Source organism: Serratia oryzae, assembly GCF_001976145.1.
GTDB classification, from domain to species: domain Bacteria; phylum Pseudomonadota; class Gammaproteobacteria; order Enterobacterales; family Enterobacteriaceae; genus Chania; species Chania oryzae.
Genome location: NZ_MOXD01000002.1, coordinates 41,135 through 62,987 on the forward strand (window position 1 = coordinate 41,135; position 21,853 = coordinate 62,987).

General features: G+C 54.9%; 18 protein-coding genes. 14 read left to right on the top strand and 4 right to left on the bottom strand.

Annotated elements, in window-relative coordinates; genetic code table 11:
* Nucleotides 1-2: 2 nt before the first annotated feature.
* From BMI79_RS03400 to araD, 11 genes are all read left to right on the top strand, one after another.
* On the top strand, nt 3-950 hold the full coding sequence (locus BMI79_RS03400; protein ID WP_076940454.1) for a PstS family phosphate ABC transporter substrate-binding protein: 948 nt from the start codon (nt 3-5) through the stop codon (nt 948-950).
* A gap of 505 nt (nt 951-1,455) precedes the next feature.
* On the top strand, nt 1,456-2,778 hold the full coding sequence (brnQ, locus tag BMI79_RS03405; protein ID WP_076940456.1) for a branched-chain amino acid transport system II carrier protein: 1,323 nt from the start codon (nt 1,456-1,458) through the stop codon (nt 2,776-2,778).
* A 71-nt stretch (nt 2,779-2,849) separates the two neighbouring features.
* A complete protein-coding gene (gene proY, locus BMI79_RS03410; protein ID WP_076940458.1) occupies nt 2,850-4,253 on the top strand; it encodes a proline-specific permease ProY in 1,404 nt (467 codons plus the stop codon).
* Between the two features lie 249 nt (nt 4,254-4,502).
* On the top strand, nt 4,503-6,326 hold the full coding sequence (malZ, locus tag BMI79_RS03415; protein WP_076940459.1) for a maltodextrin glucosidase: 1,824 nt from the start codon (nt 4,503-4,505) through the stop codon (nt 6,324-6,326).
* A gap of 384 nt (nt 6,327-6,710) precedes the next feature.
* The gene (locus tag BMI79_RS03420; RefSeq protein WP_076940461.1) at nt 6,711-7,778 is read left to right on the top strand and encodes a zinc-binding dehydrogenase; all 1,068 of its coding nucleotides are present in this window, start codon (nt 6,711-6,713) and stop codon (nt 7,776-7,778) included.
* Nucleotides 7,779-7,899: 121 nt separating this feature from the next.
* Nucleotides 7,900-8,817 (top strand): substrate-binding domain-containing protein, encoded by a 918-nt coding sequence (locus tag BMI79_RS03425; protein ID WP_076940463.1) that lies wholly within the window; start codon nt 7,900-7,902, stop codon nt 8,815-8,817.
* Nucleotides 8,818-8,871: 54 nt separating this feature from the next.
* Nucleotides 8,872-10,362 carry a sugar ABC transporter ATP-binding protein gene (locus BMI79_RS03430; RefSeq protein WP_076940464.1) on the top strand — a complete coding sequence of 497 codons (1,491 nt, stop codon included), beginning with the start codon at nt 8,872-8,874 and terminating at the stop codon, nt 10,360-10,362.
* Complete coding sequence (locus BMI79_RS03435) at nt 10,359-11,348, top strand: ABC transporter permease (RefSeq protein ID WP_076940466.1); 990 nt, start codon at nt 10,359-10,361, stop codon at nt 11,346-11,348. Before BMI79_RS03430 ends, BMI79_RS03435 begins: the two co-directional genes overlap by 4 nt.
* 16 nt (nt 11,349-11,364) lie before the next feature.
* Nucleotides 11,365-12,852 carry an FGGY-family carbohydrate kinase gene (locus BMI79_RS03440; protein ID WP_076940468.1) on the top strand — a complete coding sequence of 496 codons (1,488 nt, stop codon included), beginning with the start codon at nt 11,365-11,367 and terminating at the stop codon, nt 12,850-12,852.
* Nucleotides 12,839-13,708, top strand: coding sequence for an L-ribulose-5-phosphate 3-epimerase (locus BMI79_RS03445; protein WP_076940470.1), 870 nt, complete (start codon nt 12,839-12,841; stop codon nt 13,706-13,708). The genes BMI79_RS03440 and BMI79_RS03445 overlap by 14 nt, the downstream gene beginning before the upstream one ends.
* The gene (gene araD / locus BMI79_RS03450; protein ID WP_076940472.1) at nt 13,702-14,397 is read left to right on the top strand and encodes an L-ribulose-5-phosphate 4-epimerase; all 696 of its coding nucleotides are present in this window, start codon (nt 13,702-13,704) and stop codon (nt 14,395-14,397) included. Before BMI79_RS03445 ends, araD begins: the two co-directional genes overlap by 7 nt.
* Before the next feature lie 39 nt (nt 14,398-14,436).
* Here the strand turns inward: araD and BMI79_RS03455 are convergent, their stop codons facing one another.
* From BMI79_RS03455 to BMI79_RS03470, 4 genes are all read right to left on the bottom strand, one after another.
* Nucleotides 14,437-15,441 (bottom strand): LacI family DNA-binding transcriptional regulator, encoded by a 1,005-nt coding sequence (locus BMI79_RS03455; RefSeq protein ID WP_076940474.1) that lies wholly within the window; start codon nt 15,439-15,441, stop codon nt 14,437-14,439.
* Nucleotides 15,442-15,548: 107 nt separating this feature from the next.
* The gene (ggt, locus tag BMI79_RS03460; RefSeq protein ID WP_076940476.1) at nt 15,549-17,312 is read right to left on the bottom strand and encodes a gamma-glutamyltransferase; all 1,764 of its coding nucleotides are present in this window, start codon (nt 17,310-17,312) and stop codon (nt 15,549-15,551) included.
* A 230-nt stretch (nt 17,313-17,542) separates the two neighbouring features.
* Nucleotides 17,543-18,145, bottom strand: coding sequence for a peroxiredoxin C (locus BMI79_RS03465; RefSeq protein ID WP_076940478.1), 603 nt, complete (start codon nt 18,143-18,145; stop codon nt 17,543-17,545).
* A 230-nt stretch (nt 18,146-18,375) separates the two neighbouring features.
* Nucleotides 18,376-18,957 carry an ACP phosphodiesterase gene (locus BMI79_RS03470; protein WP_076940480.1) on the bottom strand — a complete coding sequence of 194 codons (582 nt, stop codon included), beginning with the start codon at nt 18,955-18,957 and terminating at the stop codon, nt 18,376-18,378.
* Nucleotides 18,958-19,190: 233 nt separating this feature from the next.
* On the opposite strand from BMI79_RS03470, the gene queA reads away from it, so the two are divergent.
* From queA to yajC, 3 genes are all read left to right on the top strand, one after another.
* A complete protein-coding gene (gene queA, locus BMI79_RS03475) occupies nt 19,191-20,261 on the top strand; it encodes a tRNA preQ1(34) S-adenosylmethionine ribosyltransferase-isomerase QueA (RefSeq protein WP_076940482.1) in 1,071 nt (356 codons plus the stop codon).
* Nucleotides 20,262-20,339: 78 nt separating this feature from the next.
* The gene (gene tgt, locus BMI79_RS03480; protein ID WP_076940484.1) at nt 20,340-21,464 is read left to right on the top strand and encodes a tRNA guanosine(34) transglycosylase Tgt; all 1,125 of its coding nucleotides are present in this window, start codon (nt 20,340-20,342) and stop codon (nt 21,462-21,464) included.
* A 33-nt stretch (nt 21,465-21,497) separates the two neighbouring features.
* A complete protein-coding gene (yajC, locus tag BMI79_RS03485) occupies nt 21,498-21,830 on the top strand; it encodes a preprotein translocase subunit YajC (protein WP_076940486.1) in 333 nt (110 codons plus the stop codon).
* Nucleotides 21,831-21,853: the final 23 nt, after the last annotated feature.

The window sequence follows — 21,853 nt, forward strand, 5'->3', positions numbered from 1 at the left end:
TTATGGCCCGATTTACCTCAGGATTACTGCTTGGTCTGATGCTGTTGCTCAGCCCCGGAGCACAGGCGCAGCCGGACGGCATGCTGGCTGGCAATCTTTCCAGCGTAGGTTCAGACACGCTGGCCAACCTGATGGCGCTGTGGGGGCAGGATTTTAGCCGCCACTATCCCAATGTTAACCTGCAAATCCAGGCCGCCGGTTCCTCCACGGCCCCGACCGCACTGGCGGCGGGTGCGGCCCAACTGGGGCCGATGAGCCGCCCGATGAAAGCGGCGGAAATATCGGCCTTTGAGCAACATTATGGTTATCCGCCGCTGGCGGTGCCGGTGGCGGTCGATGCGCTGGTGGTGCTGGTCCATCAGGACAACCCGCTGCGCGGGCTGAACCTGCAGCAACTCGATCAGATCTTTTCCTCCACCCGCCGCTGCGGCGAAAATAGCGCGATCCAACGCTGGGGCGAACTGGGGTTGCAGGGCAGTTGGGTACCGCGCACTTTGCAACGCTTTGGCCGCAATTCTGCTTCCGGTACCTACGGCTATTTCAAGCTGCGTGCCCTGTGTGGCGGGGATTTTATGGCGCGAGTGAATGAACTGCCAGGTTCGGCTTCGGTGGTGCAGGCGGTGGCGGGATCGTTAAGCGGCATCGGCTATGCCAGCATTGGTTTTCGTGCCAGCGGGGTGCGTTTGCTGCCGTTGGCTGAATCAGGCCATCGCTACGTCGCCCCGACGGAAAGTAATGTGCGTAACGGTAGCTATCCGCTGGCGCGTTATCTGTATATCTACATCAATAAAGCACCGAACCAGCCACTGGAACCGCTGACTGCAGCTTTTCTCGATCGCGTGCTTTCGCAGCAAGGGCAGGCGCTGGTGAATCACGACGGTTATCTGCCATTGCCCCCGGACACGCTGCGCAAAACGCGCATGATTCTGGGGTTGGAACCGCTTTTTTGAGAGCAAAAAACGAGCGCATTATGTGCGATGAATGGCTAAATTTTGGTGTTTGTACGCAATATTTAGCACAATGTTTCACACTCTGTGAGCTTATTGCTCAAAGATAATACAAATCATGTAGTGTGTATTTCTTGATAACCCCTATGATCGACTGGCTATAAAATATTATCTGGACGATCGCTCTGCTTTCTTTGCTGCATCTTGTCTTTCAGCGCTATAAACGCTTAACTTAGCCCGCGTTGCTGGATTAAACCTCCATTCAACCCCCATGGTGTTTCACCCCCAGCGTTGCTGGTTGCAACCATGAAATCGGTTGGGGATATCACTTCTAAAACGCTGCCCATCATCATGAGCAACCCTTTTGGATCGGTACGACGCGCCAGATATTGTGCGTTTTGGTTGCCGATCAGGCTCAGGATGCCAGGGCAGGCCGCAACTCAATTCCGGTTTTTTGCCACGACACGGGCGGAAATTTTTTTCATTTTTACAGGCAACACAACATAGTATGAGTCAGCGTTTAACATCAAAAGATATTCTGGCGTTGGGGTTTATGACCTTCGCCTTATTCGTCGGTGCCGGGAACATTATCTTCCCACCGATGGTGGGTTTGCAGTCTGGTGAGCACGTATGGACTGCGGCATTGGGCTTTCTGATCACCGCCGTGGGGCTGCCGGTGGTGACGGTGATCGCGCTGGCGCGCGTGGGGGGCGGTGTTGATGCCCTGAGCACGCCGATTGGCCGTAGCGCCGGTTTGCTGTTGGCGACGGTGTGCTATCTGGCCGTCGGCCCGCTGTTTGCTACTCCGCGCACGGCTACCGTTTCTTTTGAAGTGGGGATTGCGCCGTTGACCGGTGACGGCCCGCTGCCGCTGTTTATCTACAGCCTGGTCTACTTCGCGCTGGTGATCGGTATTTCACTGTATCCGGGCCGCCTGCTTGATACCGTGGGGCATATTCTGGCACCGCTGAAGATCGTGGCGCTGGCCGTTCTGGGTATTGCCGCGCTGATGTGGCCCGCAGGGGCACCGATCCCGGCGGTAGAGGCTTATCAGAGCGTGCCTTTCTCCTCCGGCTTCGTCAATGGTTACCTGACCATGGACACGCTCGGGGCGATGGTGTTCGGCATCGTGATCGTGAATGCCGCACGTTCGCGCGGGGTGAAGGATGCCGGTCTGCTGACCCGTTACACTATTCTGGCCGGTTTGATCGCCGGTATTGGCCTGACGCTGGTGTATCTGAGCCTGTTCAAGCTGGGCTCGGGCAGTGGCGTGCTGACGCCAGATGCCACCAATGGCGCGGTGATCCTGCATGCCTATGTGCAGAATACCTTTGGCGGCTTGGGGAGCTTCTTCCTGGCTGCGCTGATCTTTATCGCCTGCATGGTCACGGCGGTGGGCCTGACCTGCGCCTGCGCCGAGTTTTTTGAGCAGTATCTGCCGTTCTCGTACAAGACGCTGGTGTTTATTCTGGGTCTGTTCTCTATGGTGGTTTCCAACCTCGGCCTGAGCCATCTGATTCAGATCTCGATCCCGGTACTGACCGCGATCTATCCTCCTTGCATCGTGCTGGTGGTGCTGAGCTTCACCCTGCGCTGGTGGAACAGTTCTTCACGTATTGTTGCGCCGGTGATGTTAGTCAGCCTGTTGTTTGGTATTCTTGACGCGGTGAAAGCGTCCAGCTTCCAGCATCTGCTGCCAGCCTGGAGCGATAACCTGCCGTTGGCGGCGCAGGGCTTGGCATGGTTGCCGCCTTCGCTGCTGATGCTGGCGCTGGTCGCAATTTATGATCGGGTTTTTGCACGCAGCCGTGAAGTGACTGTGCATTCATAAAACTGCGATCTTAATTTTGGGCCACGGACTTGTCCGTGGCTTTTGTTCGTTTAAAGGGACAGGTCATTTCCATGCAACAACAGTCATCCACCACAGCGCCTAATAAGCTGAAGCGTGGCCTCAGTACGCGCCACATCCGCTTTATGGCCCTCGGTTCCGCGATCGGCACCGGCTTATTCTACGGTTCAGCCGAAGCTATCCGCATGGCAGGCCCCAGCGTTCTGCTGGCTTACCTGATCGGCGGGATCGTCGCGTTCATCATCATGCGCGCACTGGGCGAAATGTCGGTCAATAACCCGCAGGCCAGTTCGTTCTCACGCTATGCCCAGGATTACCTTGGCCCGATGGCCGGTTATATCACGGGCTGGACCTACTGCTTTGAAATCCTGATCGTGGCCATTGCCGACGTGACGGCGTTTGGCATCTATATGGGCGTCTGGTTCCCCGATGTGCAGCACTGGGTCTGGGTATTAAGCGTGGTGCTGATCATCGGTGCCATCAACCTGATGAGCGTGAAGGTGTTTGGTGAGCTGGAGTTCTGGCTCTCCTTCTTCAAAGTGGCCACCATTATCATCATGATCGTTGCCGGAATCGGCATCATTGTCTGGGGCATTGGCAATGGTGGGCAAGCGACCGGTATTAGCAATCTGTGGACGAATGGCGGCTTCTTCAGCAATGGCTTTATCGGCATGCTGCTGTCGCTGCAACTGGTGATGTTTGCCTATGGCGGCATCGAGATTATCGGTATCACCGCCGGTGAAGCCAAAAATCCGAAGGTGTCGATCCCGAAAGCCATCAACTCGGTGCCATGGCGTATTCTGGTGTTCTATGTGGGAACGCTGTTTGTCATCATGTCGATCTACCCGTGGAATCAGGTGGGCACTAACGGCAGCCCGTTTGTGCTGACCTTCCAGCATATGGGGATCACCATGGCGGCAGGCATTCTCAACTTTGTGGTGATCACCGCGTCACTGTCGGCGATCAACAGCGATGTGTTCGGCGTTGGCCGTATGATGCACGGTCTGGCCGAGCAGGGCCATGCGCCGCAGGTGTTCAGTAAAATCTCCAAGCGCGGCATTCCGTGGGTGACGGTGGTGGTAATGATGGCGGCCATGCTGATTGCCGTGTACCTCAACTACATCATGCCGGAAAGCGTGTTCCTGGTGATCGCCTCACTGGCCACCTTCGCCACCGTGTGGGTGTGGATTATGATCCTGATCTCGCAGATCGCTTTCCGCCGCAGCCTGAGCAAGGATCAGGTGAAGAAGCTGGACTTCCCGCTGCGCGGCGGCGTGTTCACTTCGGTGCTTGCCATTATCTTCCTGGTGTTCATTATCGGCCTGATTGGCTACTTCCCGGCCACCCGCGTCTCGCTGTATGCCGGGCTGGTGTGGGTCGCCTTGCTGCTGCTGGGTTACTACATCAAAGTAAAACGCCAGAAGAAGCAGGCGTTGTTGGCAACACAGCAGGATTGACGTGAACAATATCGGCCCTGATCGCAGGGCCGATATTGTTATAGAGCTACCCCTTTCAACGTTGTTCAAAAAACACTCTCATTATCAACCAGGCGTTAGCGTTGATTTACCCTGGGAACTGCATCTCCACCCCTCGGCTCCTCCCCCGAGTTTGTCGCTCAGAGAGGAGGGGAAATGTCACTCAACGTGGCATTGTTCCGGACATTAAACAATGTCGTCGATTTCGTTTTGTACATCAGGAGAACCTTAATGCTTAACGCCTGGCATCAACCCGTTCCCCCCTTCGTGGTGAAGAAAGGGCAACGTCTGGAGATCACGCTGTGGCTGCAGGGGGAGGATCTGCCCGAACAGGTCTTCTTGCGCACCGAACCGGATAATGAGGAATGGTTGCTGAAAATGAAGGCGCAGGCCTCGGAAGGCATGTGGCGCTATCACGCCAGCCTGACATTGAACGAGGGAGAGGCCACCCGGCGCTACTGTTTCAAACTGTTGTGGGCCGATCGCCAGCAGTGGTTTGGCCCACAAGGGGGGGCGCTGATCCCGCCGGGGCAACTGGCGCAATTCGCGGTCGATGAGCCGAATCATAGCCCGATGTGGGTGGCCGACCAGGTGTTTTACCAGATATTCCCCGATCGTTTTGCCAGCAGCGGCGCAGCGCATGGCATTAAAAGTGGCAGCTATCGCCATCATGCAGCAGGATGCGAGGTGATACGCCGCGACTGGCAACATCCGCTGGAAGAGAAACATGCGGCGTCGACCTTCTACGGTGGCGATCTGGATGGCATCAGCGAGAAACTGCCGTACCTGCAGCAGCTTGGCGTGACGGCGTTGTATCTCAACCCGGTTTTCACCTCGCCGAGTGTGCATAAATATGACACTGACGATTATTACCAGGTCGATCCGTACTTTGGCGGCAACGAGGCACTGCAGCGTTTGCGAGTAAGTACTCACAAGGTGGGGATGAAAATGGTGCTGGATGGGGTTTTCAACCATACCGGCGATTCACACCCGTGGTTTGATCGCTATCAGCAGGGTGAGCAGGGGGCGTGTCACCACCCAGACTCCCCTTATCGCGGCTGGTTTAATTTTTATCCGGATGGCGAGGCATTGACCTGGAAGGGCCATACTAATCTGCCCAAACTCAATTTCGCCGAGCCACGGGTGGTTGATGCCATTTATCGTGCCGATAACAGCGTAGTGCGTTATTGGATGCGGCCGCCTTACAGCATTGACGGCTGGCGGTTGGACGTGGTGCATATGCTGGGGGAAAACGGCGGAGCTGAGGGGAATTTGCAACATTTGGCCGGTATTTATCAGGTGGTCAAGCAGGAGAACCCAGAGGCTTACGTGCTGGGCGAGCATTTTGGTGATGCCCGCCGCTGGCTGCACGCCGGGGTTGAAGACGCTGCCATGAACTATGTGGGCTTTGCGTTACCGGTGCGGGCGTTTCTGGCCGGGCAGGACGTGGCCTACCATCCGGTACAGATTGATGCGGCCACCTGCGCGGAGTGGATGGACGGTTATCGTGCCGGGTTGCCGCACAATCGCCAACTGATTCAGTTTAACCAACTGGACAGCCACGATACCGCACGTTTTCTGACGATGCTGGAAAATAACACCCGGCGTATGCAGATGGCGGCGGTGTGGCTGATGAGCTGGATCGGGGTGCCTTGCCTGTATTATGGCGACGAAATCGGCCTGGACGGCGGCAACGATCCGTTCTGCCGCAAAACCTTCCCGTGGGATGAAAGCCAGTGGGATCACCTGCTGCTGAACCTGTTCCGCCGCCTGATTGCGCTGCGTAAACAGAGCAAAGCGCTACGGCGCGGCGGCTGCCAGGTATTGTATGCCGCAGGGGAAACGCTGGTGTTTGTGCGTACTTACCAGCAAGAGCAGGTGCTGGTGGCGTTGCAGCGCAGCGGTAGCGGCGAAGCGGTATTGCCATACAGCCCGTTACTGGCGCAGGGCACATGGCTGCGGTTAGAGGGGGAGGGTGAACTCAAGGTGGCAGAGCAGGGGTTGCAACTGCGGTTGGGCGCGGAATCTGCCTCGATCTGGCGGCTTAGCCGTTGAATGCGTAACGATTAAATAGACCTATCTCTCCAATTGAGCGGGCGTTGCCGTTGGCTGTAACGCCCCGTTTATCCAGGCAAGCCCGCCGCTTATTTCTCTCCTTATAACGTCATGCTTTGGTGATGGGAATGTGATCACGATCGGAATTTGTAGCGCCTTTAGGCTATATGTTAACGAACTGTGATTTTGTTCAAACATTTGTTTTCTTGGCTTTGCTTATATGATGCTCAATGTTTACGTTGTCATTTCTAGTTTTGGTGAGTATTTAATGATTAATCTTATGAAATATATCGATTAATAACTTGGCACGTGTTGTTTTATCTAAAAATGACAACGTCAACATTTTGGTTTTTAAGTCTGATAAAGTTGATAATGGAGAGCAAAATGAGCCAGTTACCTGAGAAGATGCGCGCGGTGGTTTGCCATGGTCCACAGGACTACCGTTTTGAGCAGGTGCCAACGCCGCTGCCAAAGGCAAAAGAGTTGGTGATCAAAGTTGAAGGCTGTGGGATCTGCGCCGGGGACTGCAAATGTAAAAATGGCGCTCAGATGTTCTGGGGAGAAACGCCGTGGGTAAAACCGCCGGTGGTGCCGGGCCACGAATTCTATGGCCGCATTGTTGCCATGGGCGAGGGCGCAGAGAAGAAATACAAGATTGGCGAGCGGGTGATCGCCGAGCAGATCGTGCCGTGCTGGGAATGCCGCTACTGCAAATCTGGCAGCTATTGGATGTGTGAAACGCACAATATTTACGGCTTCCAGAAAGAGGTTGCCGAAGGCGGCATGGCGGAATACATGCGTTTTTCTGAAAACGCGATCGTTCATAAGATCCCAGAAAGCCTCAGCCACGAAGATGCGGTGCTGATCGAACCCATGGCCTGCGCCATCCACACCGTTGCGCGTGGCGATATTCAGCTGGATGATGTGGTGGTGTTGGCCGGTGCCGGGCCGTTGGGGCTGTGTATGGTGCAGGTTGCCCGGCTGAAAACGCCGAAAAAACTGATCGTGATCGATGCCATCGATGAGCGCCTGGAGCTTGCCAAAGAGTTTGGTGCCGATGTGGTGATCAACCCACTGAAAGAAGATGCCGATAAAATCGTCAAGGCATTAACTGGTGGCTATGGCTGTGATGTTTATATCGAAGCGACGGGGGCTCCAGTCGGGGTAACTCAGGGTTTGCAGATGATCCGCAAGCTGGGGCGCTTTGTTGAATTCAGCGTATTTGGCAAAGAAACCACCGTCGACTGGTCGATTATTGGCGATCGCAAAGAGTTGGATATTCGCGGCGCGCACTTGGCACCTTACAGTTATGAAATTGCTATCGATCTGTTTGAGCGCGGCCTGGTGACCTCCAGAGGCGTAGTGACCCACAGTTTTTCTTTAAACGATTGGGATCAGGCTTTCGCGCTGGCGGATTCAACGGATTCGATAAAGGTTGTTTTGGTGCCTTAATTCTAGATTTTAAACGACGATTTAAATGCTTTTTACCAAGCATGGGATGCTATTACTGTTAAATAGGTTAATTCATATTGTTGCTCTGATAATAATGATTCGCCCTACAGGAGAATAAAATATGTTTTCATTTATCAAGAAAACGCTGCCGGTTATTTTTGCTGGTGGCATGCTGATCGCCAGTCAATCGGTATTAGCCAAGCAGATTACTATTGGTGTTTCATTCCAGGAGATGAATAACGATTATTTTGTCTCAATGAAGCAGGCATTAGAACAGGCGGCGAATGATATTGGTGCCAAAGTGTATGTTGCCGATGCCCGTCATGATGTCTCCAAGCAGATTAATGACGTCGAAGATATGCTGCAAAAGAAGGTGGATATCTTGCTGATTAACCCGACGGATTCGGTTGGGGTGCAATCGGCGGTGATTTCTGCCCATAAGGCCGGAGCCGTGGTGGTGGCGGTAGATGCCCAGGCCGAAGGGCCGCTGGACTCCTTTGTCGGTTCAGAAAACTACGACGCCGGTTTCCAGGCGGGTGAATACCTGGCGAAATCACTCGGTGGCAAGGGCAAAGTGGCGATCCTGGACGGTATCCCGGTGGTGCCGATTCTTGAACGCGTGCGCGGTTTTGAAGATGCCATTAAAAAGCACCCAGAGATGAAGATCGTCACCAAGCAAAATGGTAAGCAAGAGCGTGATACGGCGCTGACGGTAACGGAAAACATGCTGCAATCGACGCCCGATCTGGCCGGTATCTTCAGCGTGAATGACGTCGGGGCGCTTGGCGCGCTGGCGGCCATCAAGAGCAACGGTTCCAAGGCCAAGCTGGTCAGCGTTGATGGCCAGGCAGAGGCTATTCAGGAGATCCTCAAGCCAGACTCGCCGTTTATCGCCACCTCTGCACAGTTCCCACGCGATCAGATACGTATTGCACTGGGTATCGCGCTGGCCCGTTACTGGGGAGCGAATGTGCCTAAAACCATTCCGGTGAAAGTCAAACTGATCGACAGCAGTAATGCGCAAGGTTTTAGCTGGTAAGCGTTCGGTAGCGCTCTGCCCTTTGGTTGAGTGCTATTCTCGGAGAATATCATCGTGACGGCATTATTAGAATTAAAGCAGATTAAGAAATCCTTTCCGGGTGTCAAGGCGTTGGATGGTATCAATCTGACGATCCGGCAGGGTGAAATTCATGCGCTGCTGGGGGAAAACGGTGCCGGTAAATCGACGCTGGTTAAGATTATGTGCGGTATTCATCAGCCGGACTCCGGTGAAATACTGCTGGAAGGGCAAAGCCGGCACTTTGATAATTATCGTCAGGCAATTGATGCCGGTGTGGGAATTATATTTCAGGAATTCTCATTAATTCCTTATATGAACGCGATAGACAATATTTTTCTCAATCGGGAAGTCAAAAACCGTTGGGGATTATTAGATCGAAAAGCGATGCGTAAAAAAGTCGAAGCGATATTCAAACGCTTGGCGGTGAATATCGATCTCGATTGCCCGGTGGAGCAACTCAGCGTTGCACAGCAGCAGTTCGTCGAGATTGCCAAGGCGCTGTCGCTGGATGCACGCGTTCTGGTGTTGGATGAGCCGACCGCCACCTTAACTCCTGGCGAAGCCGATCACCTGTTCAGCGTGATGAACGATCTGAAATTGCTCGGCGTCGGCATGGTGTTTATTTCGCATCATCTGGACGAGATCTTCACCCTGTGCGATCGGATCACCGTGCTGCGCGACGGCACCTATGTGCAGACGCTGCCGGTGGCCGAAACCAACGTGGATGAACTGGTGAAGCTGATGGTCGGGCGCACCATTGAGCACACCTTTCCGTTGAAATCGCACCCGGTCGACACTTCGACGCGCCTGCTGGAAGCCAGTATTCAGCGCAGTAAACACCAGCAGGAAGACCATTTCCATCTGTTCAAAGGGGAAATCCTGGGGTTCGCCGGGCTGGTGGGCTCGGGGCGCACGGAAACGGTCTCCGCGTTGATTGGTGCAAGTGCTTGCTATCGTAAACAGGTGCGTCTCAACGGGCAGAGTGCCGCGCTACGCAGCCCGGCGGAGGCGCTGAAACAAGGGATCGGGCTGCTGCCGGAGAGCCGTAAAACCGAAGGGCTGGTGCTGCCGTTCTCGGTGGCGCAGAACATCACGCTTAATCGCCACGAGCGTTTTGGCCGATTTTTTGTCAACGCCGGTAAGGATAACGAGATTGTGCGGCGCCTGATCCGTGAGGTGGGGGTGAAAACGCCGGATCCGGATACCGCGGTCAATACCCTGAGCGGCGGGAATCAACAAAAAGTGGTCATTGCCCGCTGGCTGAACAATGACTGCAACATCCTCATCTTTGATGAGCCGACGCGTGGGATCGATGTCGGTGCGAAGTCTGAAATTTATCAGATGATGCAACAGCTCACGCAGAAAGGCATCTCTATCATCATGATTTCATCAGAATTACCGGAAATTATCGGGGTTTGCGATCGCGTCCTGGTATTCCGCGCTGGCCACATTGTTGCCGAATTGACCGGTGATGAAATCGAGTCTCACAACATCATGCTTCATGCTACCGGGAGTGCACTATGATCGGAATCGAACAATCCTCTACTTCGGGTTATGCCCCGGCGCATAGCACCAGCAAGCGTTGGGAGAAACTGCTGCATCACCCTGCGGTGCTGCCGTTTATCGGTTTCGCCATCCTGTTTTTATTGATGAGCCTGTTCAATGACAGCTTTCTGACGGTTAACAACCTGACCAACGTGGCACGGCAGGTGTCGATTAACGCCATTATTGCGGTGGGGATGACCTGCGCCATCCTGACCGGGGGGATCGATCTTTCGGTCGGGCCGGTGATGGCGCTGTCTGGCTCGATTGCCGCCGGATTGATGCTCGGCGGGATCCCGATTCCGCTGGCGATGGTCGCCGCGTTGCTGATCGGCGCTCTGTTCGGCCTGGCTAACGGGGCCTGCATTGCTTATCTGCGTATGCCGCCGATCATCGTGACGCTGGCTTCAATGGGCATCGCCCGCGGTTTGGCGCTGCTGTACACCGGTGGTTACCCGATTTCCGGCCTGCCGGATGTGTTCTCTTTCTTTGGGCGCGGCACGGTGCTGGGTATTCAGGTGCCGATCCTGATTATGGCTGGGGTCTATGTGCTGGCATGGCTCATGCTCAACCATCTGCCGTTTGGCCGCTATGTTTACGCCATTGGCGGCAACGAAGAAGCCGCGCGTCTGAGCGGTATTCGCGTTTCGCGCTATAAGGTGCTGGTGTATGTGGTCAGCGGGCTAACGGCGGCGCTGGCGGGGTTGGTATTGACTTCGCGCCTGATGAGCGGGCAGCCAAACGCCGGTGAAGGTTTTGAACTGGACGCGATCGCCGCTGTGGTGCTGGGGGGCGCGGCTATCTCCGGTGGCCGGGGCGCCATTATTGGCACTCTGGTGGGGGCCATGATGCTCGGTGTGCTGAATAACGGGCTCAATCTGATGAGCGTGTCGCCTTACATTCAGAACGTGGTTAAGGGCGGCATTATCCTCGCTGCCATTTACCTCAGTTCTAGCCGCCGTAAATAACGCAGAGGGAACATCAATGGGATATTTTCTGGGCGTAGATATTGGCGGCACCCTGATCAAGGCGGGGCTGTATCGCCCTGACGGTGAGGAAATTGCCGTCGCGCAATGCGATGGTGAAGCCTTGTCCCTGCAGCCGGGGTTCAGTGAACGTGAGATGGAAGCGCTATGGCGGGATTTTTGTTCGACCATCCGCCAGGTGCTGGATCTGGCCGCAGTAAGCGGTGAGCAAGTGCGCGGTGTGAGTTTTTCGTCGCACGGTAAAGGGCTGTATGCGATTGATGCGCAGGGGAAACCGGTGCGCAACGGCATTGTTTCATCGGATACCCGTGCCAGTGCCATGGTCGCCGATTTACAGCAGCAAGGGGTGGAAGAGTGCACTTATCCCCGCAGCCTGCAACCCATCTGGAGCAGCCATCCGGCGGTGCTATTGCGCTGGCTGAAACAGCACGAACCCGCAGAGTATGACGCCATCGATGCCGTGCTGATGGCACACGACTACCTGCGCTTTCGCCTAACCGGTGAAGCGGCGGCGGAAGTGACCAATATCTCTGGCAGCAACCTGTTTAACCAGCAGTTGGCGGATTACGATCCGCGACTGATGGCCGCCTTTGGTATTGAGGAGGTAGCGGATAAAACCGCGCCGCTGTTGGGATCGGCGGAGCTGGCCGGGCAGGTCACCGCCAGCGCTGCGGCACAGTGCGGACTCTCTGCCGGAACGGCGGTATACGGCGGCCTGTTTGACGTGGTTGGCGCGGCATTGTGTTCGGGAGTGGTGGATGACCGCATTCTGAGCACGGTGGCGGGCACCTGGTCGATCGCGACCTGCGTGACCGAAAGCGTGATCCCCTCTGCGCACCCTTTCGCCTGGGGGCGTTACTGCATGGCGGATCGCTATTTTGTCCATGAAGGCAGCCCAACCTCCGCAGGCAATCTGGCCTGGTTCCTGCGCCAGTTTTGCGGCAATGACCCGCAGCGCTATGGGCAGTTCAACCATTGGGTGGCAGAACGCAGCGTTCGGCCCAGCGATATCGTGTTTTTACCCTACCTGTATGGTTCCAATCTCGGCAGCAATCTGCCCGGAGGGCTGATCGGCCTGGGGGGCCACCATGATATGGCGGATGTGGTGCATGCGATTTATCAGGGCATCGTGTTCTCGCATCTGATCCATCAGGATCGCATGGTGGCGCTGAACCCACGGGTGGAGCGGATCCGCATGACCGGCGGCCCAACGCAATCGGCTATCTGGATGCAGATGTTTGCCAACGCGGGCAATGTGCCGCTGGAGGTGGTGGAGGTAAAGCAAAGCGGTTGCCGCGCCGCTGCACTTTGTGCCGCCGTGGGGGCGGGCGAATACGCCAGCTTTACCGAGGCGGTGCAGGTTGTGCAGCCGAAATTACATACCTATTTTCCCGACGCGGCCGCCCATCGGCGTTTACGCGAGCGGTTTGCGGAGTATCTGGCGATCGCCCAGGCATTAAACGAGGTCAAGAATGCACACCACTAATACATTGTGCCTGGGGCTGTATGAGAAAGCCTTACCGGCAGAGCTTGATTGGGCACAACGGCTGGATATTGCCAGCGAGTTGGGCTTTCAGTTTATGGAGATCTCCATCGATGAGCAGCCTGAACGTCAGCAGCGTTTGGATTGGAATCACCAACAGCGGCTGGCGCTGATTAATGCCCGCTTTAACAGCGGCATTGCCTTGCCCAGCCTGTGTCTGTCGGCACATCGGCGTTACCCTTTTGGCAGCGCCGACGCCGCGACCCGCCAGCAGGCGCGTGTTCTGATGGAAAAGGCGCTGAACTTTGCGGTGGATGTCGGGATCAGGAATATTCAACTGGCGGGCTATGACGTTTACTACGAAAGCTCGGATCGCCACACGCGTGAGCGCTTTATCGAGGGCATGCAGTGGGCGGTCGCGCTAGCGGCCAAAGCGCAGGTAATGCTCTCGGTGGAGATTATGGATACTCCGTTTATCAACAGCATCAGCAAATGGCGCGAGTTTTCCCGGCAGATTGCCAGCCCGTGGTTCACCGTTTATCCCGATATCGGCAACCTGAGCGCCTGGGGCAACGATGTGGCTTTTGAGCTGGAACAGGGCATCGATAAGATCACCGCCATCCATCTGAAAGATACCTTAGCGGTGGCACCCGGCGCGGCGGGGCAGTTTCGCGATGTGCCTTTTGGCAGCGGCTGCGTTGATTTTGCCCATACCTTTGCCGTGTTAAAGCGCCTGAAGTATCAGGGGCCGTTCCTGCTGGAAATGTGGGCGCGTAACGATGGTGAGGATAGGCAACATATCGCTCAGGCAAAACGCTGGATTGAGCAACAGATGCAAATAGGAGGCATGGTATGTTAAGTGAACTGAAACAGCAGGTGCTTGAGGCGAACCTCAGCCTGCCCGGTTACGGTTTGGTGACCTTTACCTGGGGGAATGTGTCGGCGATCGATCGTCTGCAAGGATTGGTGGTGATCAAACCTTCGGGGATCGCCTACGAAGAGATGACGCTGGCCGATCTGGTGGTGGTGGATTTAGACGGCGTGGTGCGGGAAGGGCAGCGCAAACCCTCTTCCGATACCGATACCCATCTGGCGCTGTATCGCGCATTCCCGCATATCGGCGGCGTTGTGCATACCCATAGCCGCAACGCCACTATCTGGGCGCAGGCCGGGCAGCCGATCCCGGCGCTGGGCACCACCCATGCCGACTATTTCTATGGTGATATTCCCTGCACCAGGCCGATGAGCGAGGCCGAAATTGCCGGTGATTACGAGCGGGAAACCGGCAATGTGATCGTTGAGACTTTTCAGCTAACCGATCGCGATCCGCAGCAGGTACCGGGGGTATTGGTCTATTCTCACGGCCCGTTCGCCTGGGGGAAAACGGCGGCGGATGCGGTGCACAATGCGGTGGTGATGGAGGAAGTGGCGGCGATGGCGATGGCAACGCGGCAGCTGGCACCGGCGATCTCACCCATGCAACCGGGGTTGCTGGATAAGCATTTTCTGCGCAAACACGGTAAAAATGCCTACTACGGGCAGGCGTGATCGGGCTCCAGGTTGCCGCCAGCCCCGGCAACCTGAGGTTTATTGCACGAGCAGTTTCCCGGTGAAAAACTCGCGCCTTAACGGGTGATCGCTCGAGTTGTTTTTGATGGCATTGAACAGCAGCTCTGCCGCTATTTCCCCTAACATCTGCGTATCATGATAAACCCCGGCGATATGTAGGCCGTAATCCCAGGCTTTAGGCGGCTCATCAACGGAAAAGAATTTTACCCGATCGTAAATATTAAGCTGATGGCAGAGGGAGATCGCGCCAAGCGTAATTATGCCATTCAGGCCGACAATATAGTGTGGCGGGTGTTTCTGCGCTGCAAGATACTCTTTAACCTGCGCTGCCTGTGAAATAAAATCGTAGTCACCGTTGATGAGGGTGATTTCAATGTCTCTTTTCTCCAGCGCATCAACAATACCCTGAGTGCGTGCCAAAGTAATTTCTGAATCAGCGGGGCCACCGAGAATAAGAACTCTATTTTTTGCCTTTTCGGCGAGATATTTCCCGGCAAGATGGCCGATTTCCCGGTTATTGAGAAAGACGCCGCTCAGATTCTGGTTATAGATGTCACGATCGATCAGGATCAGTGGGGTATGGTAGCGTTCGGCCTGGTTCAGATAGGCGGGTTGATAGTGTTTATCATCACGCACGGCAGATAACAGAATGCCACGCGCCTTATAACCAAACAGTGCCTGGATCGCCTGCATTTCGGCGGCTTCACTGCCGTCGGTATCAAACAGCATGATCTGATACCCCTGCAAACGCGCAATACGCGATACGGTTTGAATTAGGTTGGAGTAAAACGGGTTATATAAACTGCTGGTGACAATACCAATAATCTGACTGCTGCTTTTCTTTAATCCCTGGGCAAAAGCGTTAGGAACATAATTAAGCTCTTTGGCGATGGCATGAATTTTCTCCAGCGTCTCTGGCTTCAGCAACTCAGGCTTATTAAACGCACGGGAAACAGTGATATTGGTCACATTTGCTCGGCGGGCAATATCTACAATGGTCGCATTAGACTTGGCTTTCGACACCGTCAATCCTTGCTTTATGTATTCACAGAATTCCATTGTAGGGGAAGCGGCCTACAGGATGCCAGGCGAACTTGCCGCCTGGCGCTAACTTGAAATCGACTGAAGAATCAATACCCCACGGCTGAGCCCGCCGGGCGACGCACATCGTTGGCTCCGTACAGATAACCTTCGCGCACTTTGCCGGAAACGGCGGAATCATTGCCGGAGTTGGCTGGGCTAACGCCAGCGGCACCCGGTAGGCCCACCAGAATCAGTTCAGCGGCGCCCCAAGGGTTCTGCTCAACCATCTTGTAACCCATCGTTTGCAGGAGTTTCAGCGTATCGGCGGACACGCCGCGCTGTTCGTAATACACCTCATCCGGCAACCATTGATGGTGAATACGTGGAGCATCTACCGCTTCCTGCGGTGCCATACCGTGATCGATGATGTTCAGCGCAGTTTGCAGCGTGATGCTGATGATGCGTGAACCGCCCGGTGAACCGAGCACCATAAAGATTTTGTCGTCTTTGGTCACCAGCGTCGGGCTCATCGATGATAGTGGGCGCTTACCGGGGGCGATGGCGTTTGCCGTACCCTGCACCAGGCCGTAGAGGTTTTTCTCCCCGACTTTGACGGTGAAATCATCCATTTCATCGTTGAGGAAGAAACCGGTGCCCGGGGCGATCACCACTGAGCCGAAACGGCCATTGACGGTATAGGTGGTGGAAACCGCATTCCCCTGGCTGTCGACAATGGAATAATGGGTGGTTTCCGGCTTTTCGTGCGGTTGCATAGCGGGCTGCACGTTTTCGGAAGGCGTCGCTTTATTGGCCAAGATCTGCTTGCGGATCTGCTCGGCATAGCTTTTGCTCACCAGCCGATCGACCGGATTATTGATAAACGCCGGATCGCCAAGGTAGGTGTTGCGGTCCATATAGGCATGGCGCATGGCTTCGGTCAGGGTGTGGATCGCCGCCGCCGAGTTAAAGCCCATGCTCTTCAGATCGTAACCTTCAACAATATTGAGGGTTTCACACAGCGTTACGCCACCGGAGCTGGGTGGCGGTGCCGAAACGAATTTATAGCCGCGGTAGCTGCAGGTGATGGGTTTGGTTTCGCTGACCTTGTAGTTGGCAAAATCCGCCGCCGTCAGGATCCCACCGCCTTTTCTGGCCGCCTCTTCTACCGCCTGCGGGATCCTGCCCAGATAGAAGGCGGAAGGGCCCTGCTTGGCGATCGCTTCCAGCGTATTGGCCAGATCGGTTTGCACTAATACATCGCCCGGCTGCAGCGCTGAACCATCTTTACGCAGGAAGATTTTCGCCGCTTCCGCATCCTGCCTGAAGCGGGTGACGGTGGTATCGAGGATATCGGTGTCGGCCCGCGTCAGGATAAAGCCTTCGCGCGCCAGCTTGATGGCCGGTGCGAGTACTTGCTCACGGCTTAATTTCCCGTATTTCTCGCGCGCAGTTTCCATCCCCAGCACCGTGCCCGGTACGCCTGCAGCCAGATAGCCGTACAGGCTGGCACCTTTTCTTACCTTGCCATCGGCATCCAGATACATATTGGCGCTGGCCGCCGCCGGGGCGGTTTCACGGAAGTTGATAAAGGTGTCGGTGCCGTCGGCCAAGTGCACGGTCATAAAGCCGCCGCCGCCGATGTTGCCACAGCAAGGGTTAACCACCGCCTGTGCGTAACCCACGGCGACTGCGGCATCCACCGCATTACCGCCCATTTTGAGAATATCCACGCCGATCTGTGAGGCCAGATGTTGCGATGTGACGACCATACCATTCCTGGCTTCTACCGCCGGATTGGAGGCGGCGTACAGGCTGCTACTGATCAGCAATGCTGCCAAGGTCAGTGGCTGGCTCCATTTTTGTAACAACATAACGACTCCTGTCAGTTTTTATTGTAATGAGGTGGTTAGCCCCTCTCTAAATGTGAAGTGCAGACGCAAAGAGCAGGCCAAGTAATGATAGTAGTGGCAGCGGGAAGGTTGGCGATAAGATATGAGTTAAAACAGAGAGGTAAAGCACAAAATAGGGGCGAATGCCCTGCGAACGGGCATAAAAAAACCGGCCAGCAAGGCTGACCGGTTCACAGGCAAACAAGCGGATATTACAGCTTGGAAGCGTTCTCAGACAGGTACTTAGCTACGCCTTCTGGCGATGCGCCCATACCTGCTTTGCCTTTTTCCCACTGAGCTGGGCACACTTCGCCGTGCTCTTCGTGGAATTGCAGTGCGTCAACGGTACGGATCATTTCGTCGATGTTACGGCCGATGGGCAGGTCGTTAACGATCTGAGAGCGAACGATGCCGTTTTTGTCGATCAGGAAAGAGCCACGCAGCGCTACGCCAGCATCTGGATGTTCGATACCGTAAGCTTTTTGAATTTCACGCTTAACGTCAGCAACCATGGCGTATTTCACTTCACCGATGCCGCCTTTGTCGACAGGGGTTTTACGCCATGCGTTATGGACGAATTCGGAATCGATGGAAACGCCTACAACTTCAACGCCGCGCTTCTGGAATTCTTCATAACGGTGATCGAAAGCGATCAGCTCAGAAGGACATACGAAGGTGAAGTCCATCGGCCAGAAGAATACGACAGCCGGTTTGCCGTTCAGGTGCTTCTTCAGGTTGAAGTTTTCAACGATTTCGCCATTGCCCAGTACGGCAGCAGCGGTGAAGTCAGGGGCTTGACGAGTTACCAGGACCATAATTACTCCTGTAATAGTTGTTAGGGGGTTGATGTAAAAGCAAGGGCCAGTATAGGGGCCGTGACTCGGTGAAGAAAGGATAAATGACCAATCAATGAGATAGTTTTTACCTATCAAACCGAGAGATTAAAATTAGCAAGCTTTAAAAATAACCTTTTTGCACAAAAGGGCAAGCGTTAAAAGGCAATTTCTTGTCATCCTGCGTACCTTATAGCATTTGAGCTGCTCTGTTACAGCGTTTTGGCTTTCGCTTGTTGCATGATCTGAGGGTAAAACTGCCAGAAATGTGCTTCAAGCTGATGATAATGACGTTCCACGTCGGCAAAAGAACCTGCCAAGGCACCCAGGCGTGGGCGGCGGTTGGCCATGCCCTGTAACACATTCGCGATAAACGGCAGCTCGGCGTAGCGCTCCAGCCAGCGTTCCTGCCAGAGATAATGATTCAAGTTCTGGAAACGCGCTGGCGTCAGCGGCAGATGCGGCACAATCTGGCCGCGTGCTTCCTGCGTGAAGTGTTGCAGGCTGCGGGTGGGCTCAAGCTGTTGCCAGTGGCGTGCCAGGAAGTGATCCCACACCACGTCGAGCGTAATCGGCGCAACGCGGCGGAATTCGGCGCTGAAATAGTCACGGCAAGCCCGGACTTCAAGCAAAGTATCGGTCAGCACGTCAACGCGGCGGTGCATCATGATGCCAGCAACCACCTCAGGGTCGTAGTCCCCGGCAGGGTTGCCACGTACGAAGTCGGCCAGTAGGTTGCCCAGTAACGAGCTTTCAGCAAGCTGGGCCAAATGGAGATGAGCGAGAAAATTCATCTAACAACTATACCCTAAATAATTCGAGTTGATTGTAGGCGGGCCCCAGTCATATAGATAACTCTGTGACTGGGGGACAAAGCGTAGCCAACACCTAAGCAACTTGAAGTATGACGGGTATATAGGTGAACTTACACAATACCTCCTTATTTCTTGCTGCCGGTCGCTCACGGCTTTAGACTGTAGCGCCTGTTTTTTCCTACATTAGCTACCTATTGAAGAAGTGAATACCCATGCGCGTCGCTGATTTTTCTTTTGAACTCCCTGAGTCTTTGATTGCCCACTATCCGCAGCCCGAGCGTAGCGCTTGCCGTTTGCTGCAGCTGGACGGGCCGACCGGAGCCTTGACGCACGGCGTATTCACCGATCTGCTGGATAAACTAGAAGCGGGCGATCTGCTGGTGTTCAACAATACCCGGGTGATCCCGGCACGCCTGTTTGGCCGCAAGGTCAGCGGCGGCAAGGTTGAAGTGCTGGTGGAGCGGGTGCTGGACGATCACCGCGTGCTGGCGCACGTGCGGGCATCCAAAGCGCCGAAACCCGGTACTGAACTGCTGCTAGGCGACGATGAGAGCATTGCCGCCACCATGCTTGCCCGCCATGACACACTGTTTGAACTGCGTTTCAACGACGAGCGTGACGTTTTCACTATCCTTAATGCGGTAGGCCATATGCCACTGCCACCGTATATCGATCGCCCTGATGAGGATGCCGATCGCGAACTGTATCAGACCGTCTACAGCGAAAAACCGGGCGCGGTGGCGGCACCCACCGCCGGGTTGCACTTCGATGAGCCGCTGTTGGCCGCGCTGCGCGCCAAGGGCGTTGAAATGGCGTTTGTGACACTGCACGTTGGGGCGGGTACTTTCCAGCCGGTGCGGGTGGAAACCATTGAAGAGCACGTGATGCACGCGGAATACGCCGAAGTGCCGCAGGAGGTGGTGGATGCGGTATTGGCCTGTAAAGCGAGTGGCAAACGGGTGATCGCCGTTGGTACCACCTCGGTACGTTCGTTGGAAAGCGCCGCCAAGGCCAGCGAAGATGCATTGATTGCCCCATTTTTTGGCGATACGCGGATCTTTATCTATCCAGGCTACCATTATCAGGTGATTGATGCGCTGGTGACCAATTTCCACCTGCCGGAATCGACGCTGATCATGCTGGTTTCGGCATTTGCCGGTTATCAGCACACCATGAATGCCTATCAGCAGGCAGTCGCCGAGCGGTATCGCTTTTTCAGCTACGGTGATGCGATGTTCATCAGCCGTAATCCGCAGGCGGAGAGTGAATCCGTCGGCGAGTGACGAGGAATCCCTGGGTTACGCGCACCGCGTGGCCCTGTTTTAATGTCATCGGACTGTTTTTCCGGTGCTGGAGGTTTTGTGAAGTACGAATTACAAACAACGGATGGCCGGGCTCGCCGTGGCCGCCTGGTCTTTGAGCGTGGCGTAGTGGAAACCCCGGCGTTTATGCCGGTGGGAACGTATGGCACGGTTAAAGGGATGACGCCGGAAGAAGTGCGAGATACCGGTGCGCAGATCCTGCTGGGCAACACGTTCCACCTGTGGCTGCGCCCGGGGCAGGAGATCATGAAACTGCACGGCGATCTGCATGATTTTATGCAGTGGCACGGTCCGATCCTGACCGACTCCGGTGGTTTCCAGGTGTTCAGCCTGGGGGCGATGCGCAAGATCAAAGAGGAAGGGGTGTATTTCCGCAATCCGATTAACGGCGATAAAGTCTTCCTCAGCCCGGAAAAATCGATGGAAATCCAGTATGACCTGGGGTCTGACATCGTCATGATTTTTGATGAATGCACGCCTTACCCGGCCGATTGGGACTATGCCAAGCGTTCGATGGAAATGTCGTTGCGCTGGGCGCAGCGCAGCCGCCAGCGTTTTGATGAGCTGAATAATAAAAATGCCTTGTTCGGTATTATTCAGGGTGGGGTTTACGAAGATTTACGTGATGTTTCAGTAAAAGGGCTGGTGGATATCGGCTTTGATGGTTACGCTGTGGGCGGTTTGGCGGTCGGTGAGCCAAAAGAGGATATGCATCGCATTCTCGAACATGTTTGCCCGCAAATTCCGGAAGATAAGCCACGCTATCTGATGGGGGTTGGCAAGCCGGAAGATCTGGTGGAAGGCGTGCGTCGCGGTATCGATATGTTCGATTGCGTGATGCCAACGCGTAATGCCCGTAACGGCCATCTGTTCGTGACTGACGGTGTGATAAAAATCCGCAACGCCAAGCACAAGGATGATACATCTGCGCTGGATAAAGACTGTGATTGCTACACCTGTCGCCATTACAGCCGTGCCTACTTGCATCATCTCGATCGTTGCAACGAAATATTAGGTGCCCGATTGAACACAATTCATAACCTGCGATACTACCAGCGCTTAATGGCGGGTTTACGCCAGGCTATTGAAGAGAGTAAATTAGAGCTGTTTGTTGCGGATTTTTATGGGCGGATCGGTAAGCCGGTTCCACCTTTAAACGCTTGAATTAATAATTGATAACTTAATGAGGGATTTTCAATGAGCTTTTTCATTTCTGACGCCGTCGCATCCGCAGGGGCTCCGGCTCAGGGAAGCCCGTACTCTCTGATCGTTATGCTGGTGGTATTTGGTCTGATCTTCTACTTCATGATCTTACGTCCACAGCAGAAACGTGCCAAGGATCACAAGAAACTGATGGATTCCATCAGCAAAGGTGATGAAGTGCTGACCACCGGCGGCCTGATTGGCCGAGTCACCAAAGTGGCTGACACCGGTATCATTGCCATTGCGCTCAATGACACCACAGAAGTGATGATCAAGCGTGACTTCGTGGCGGCCGTTCTGCCGAAAGGTACTATGAAGGCCCTGTAATTTCGTTTTCCCTAAGGGAACTG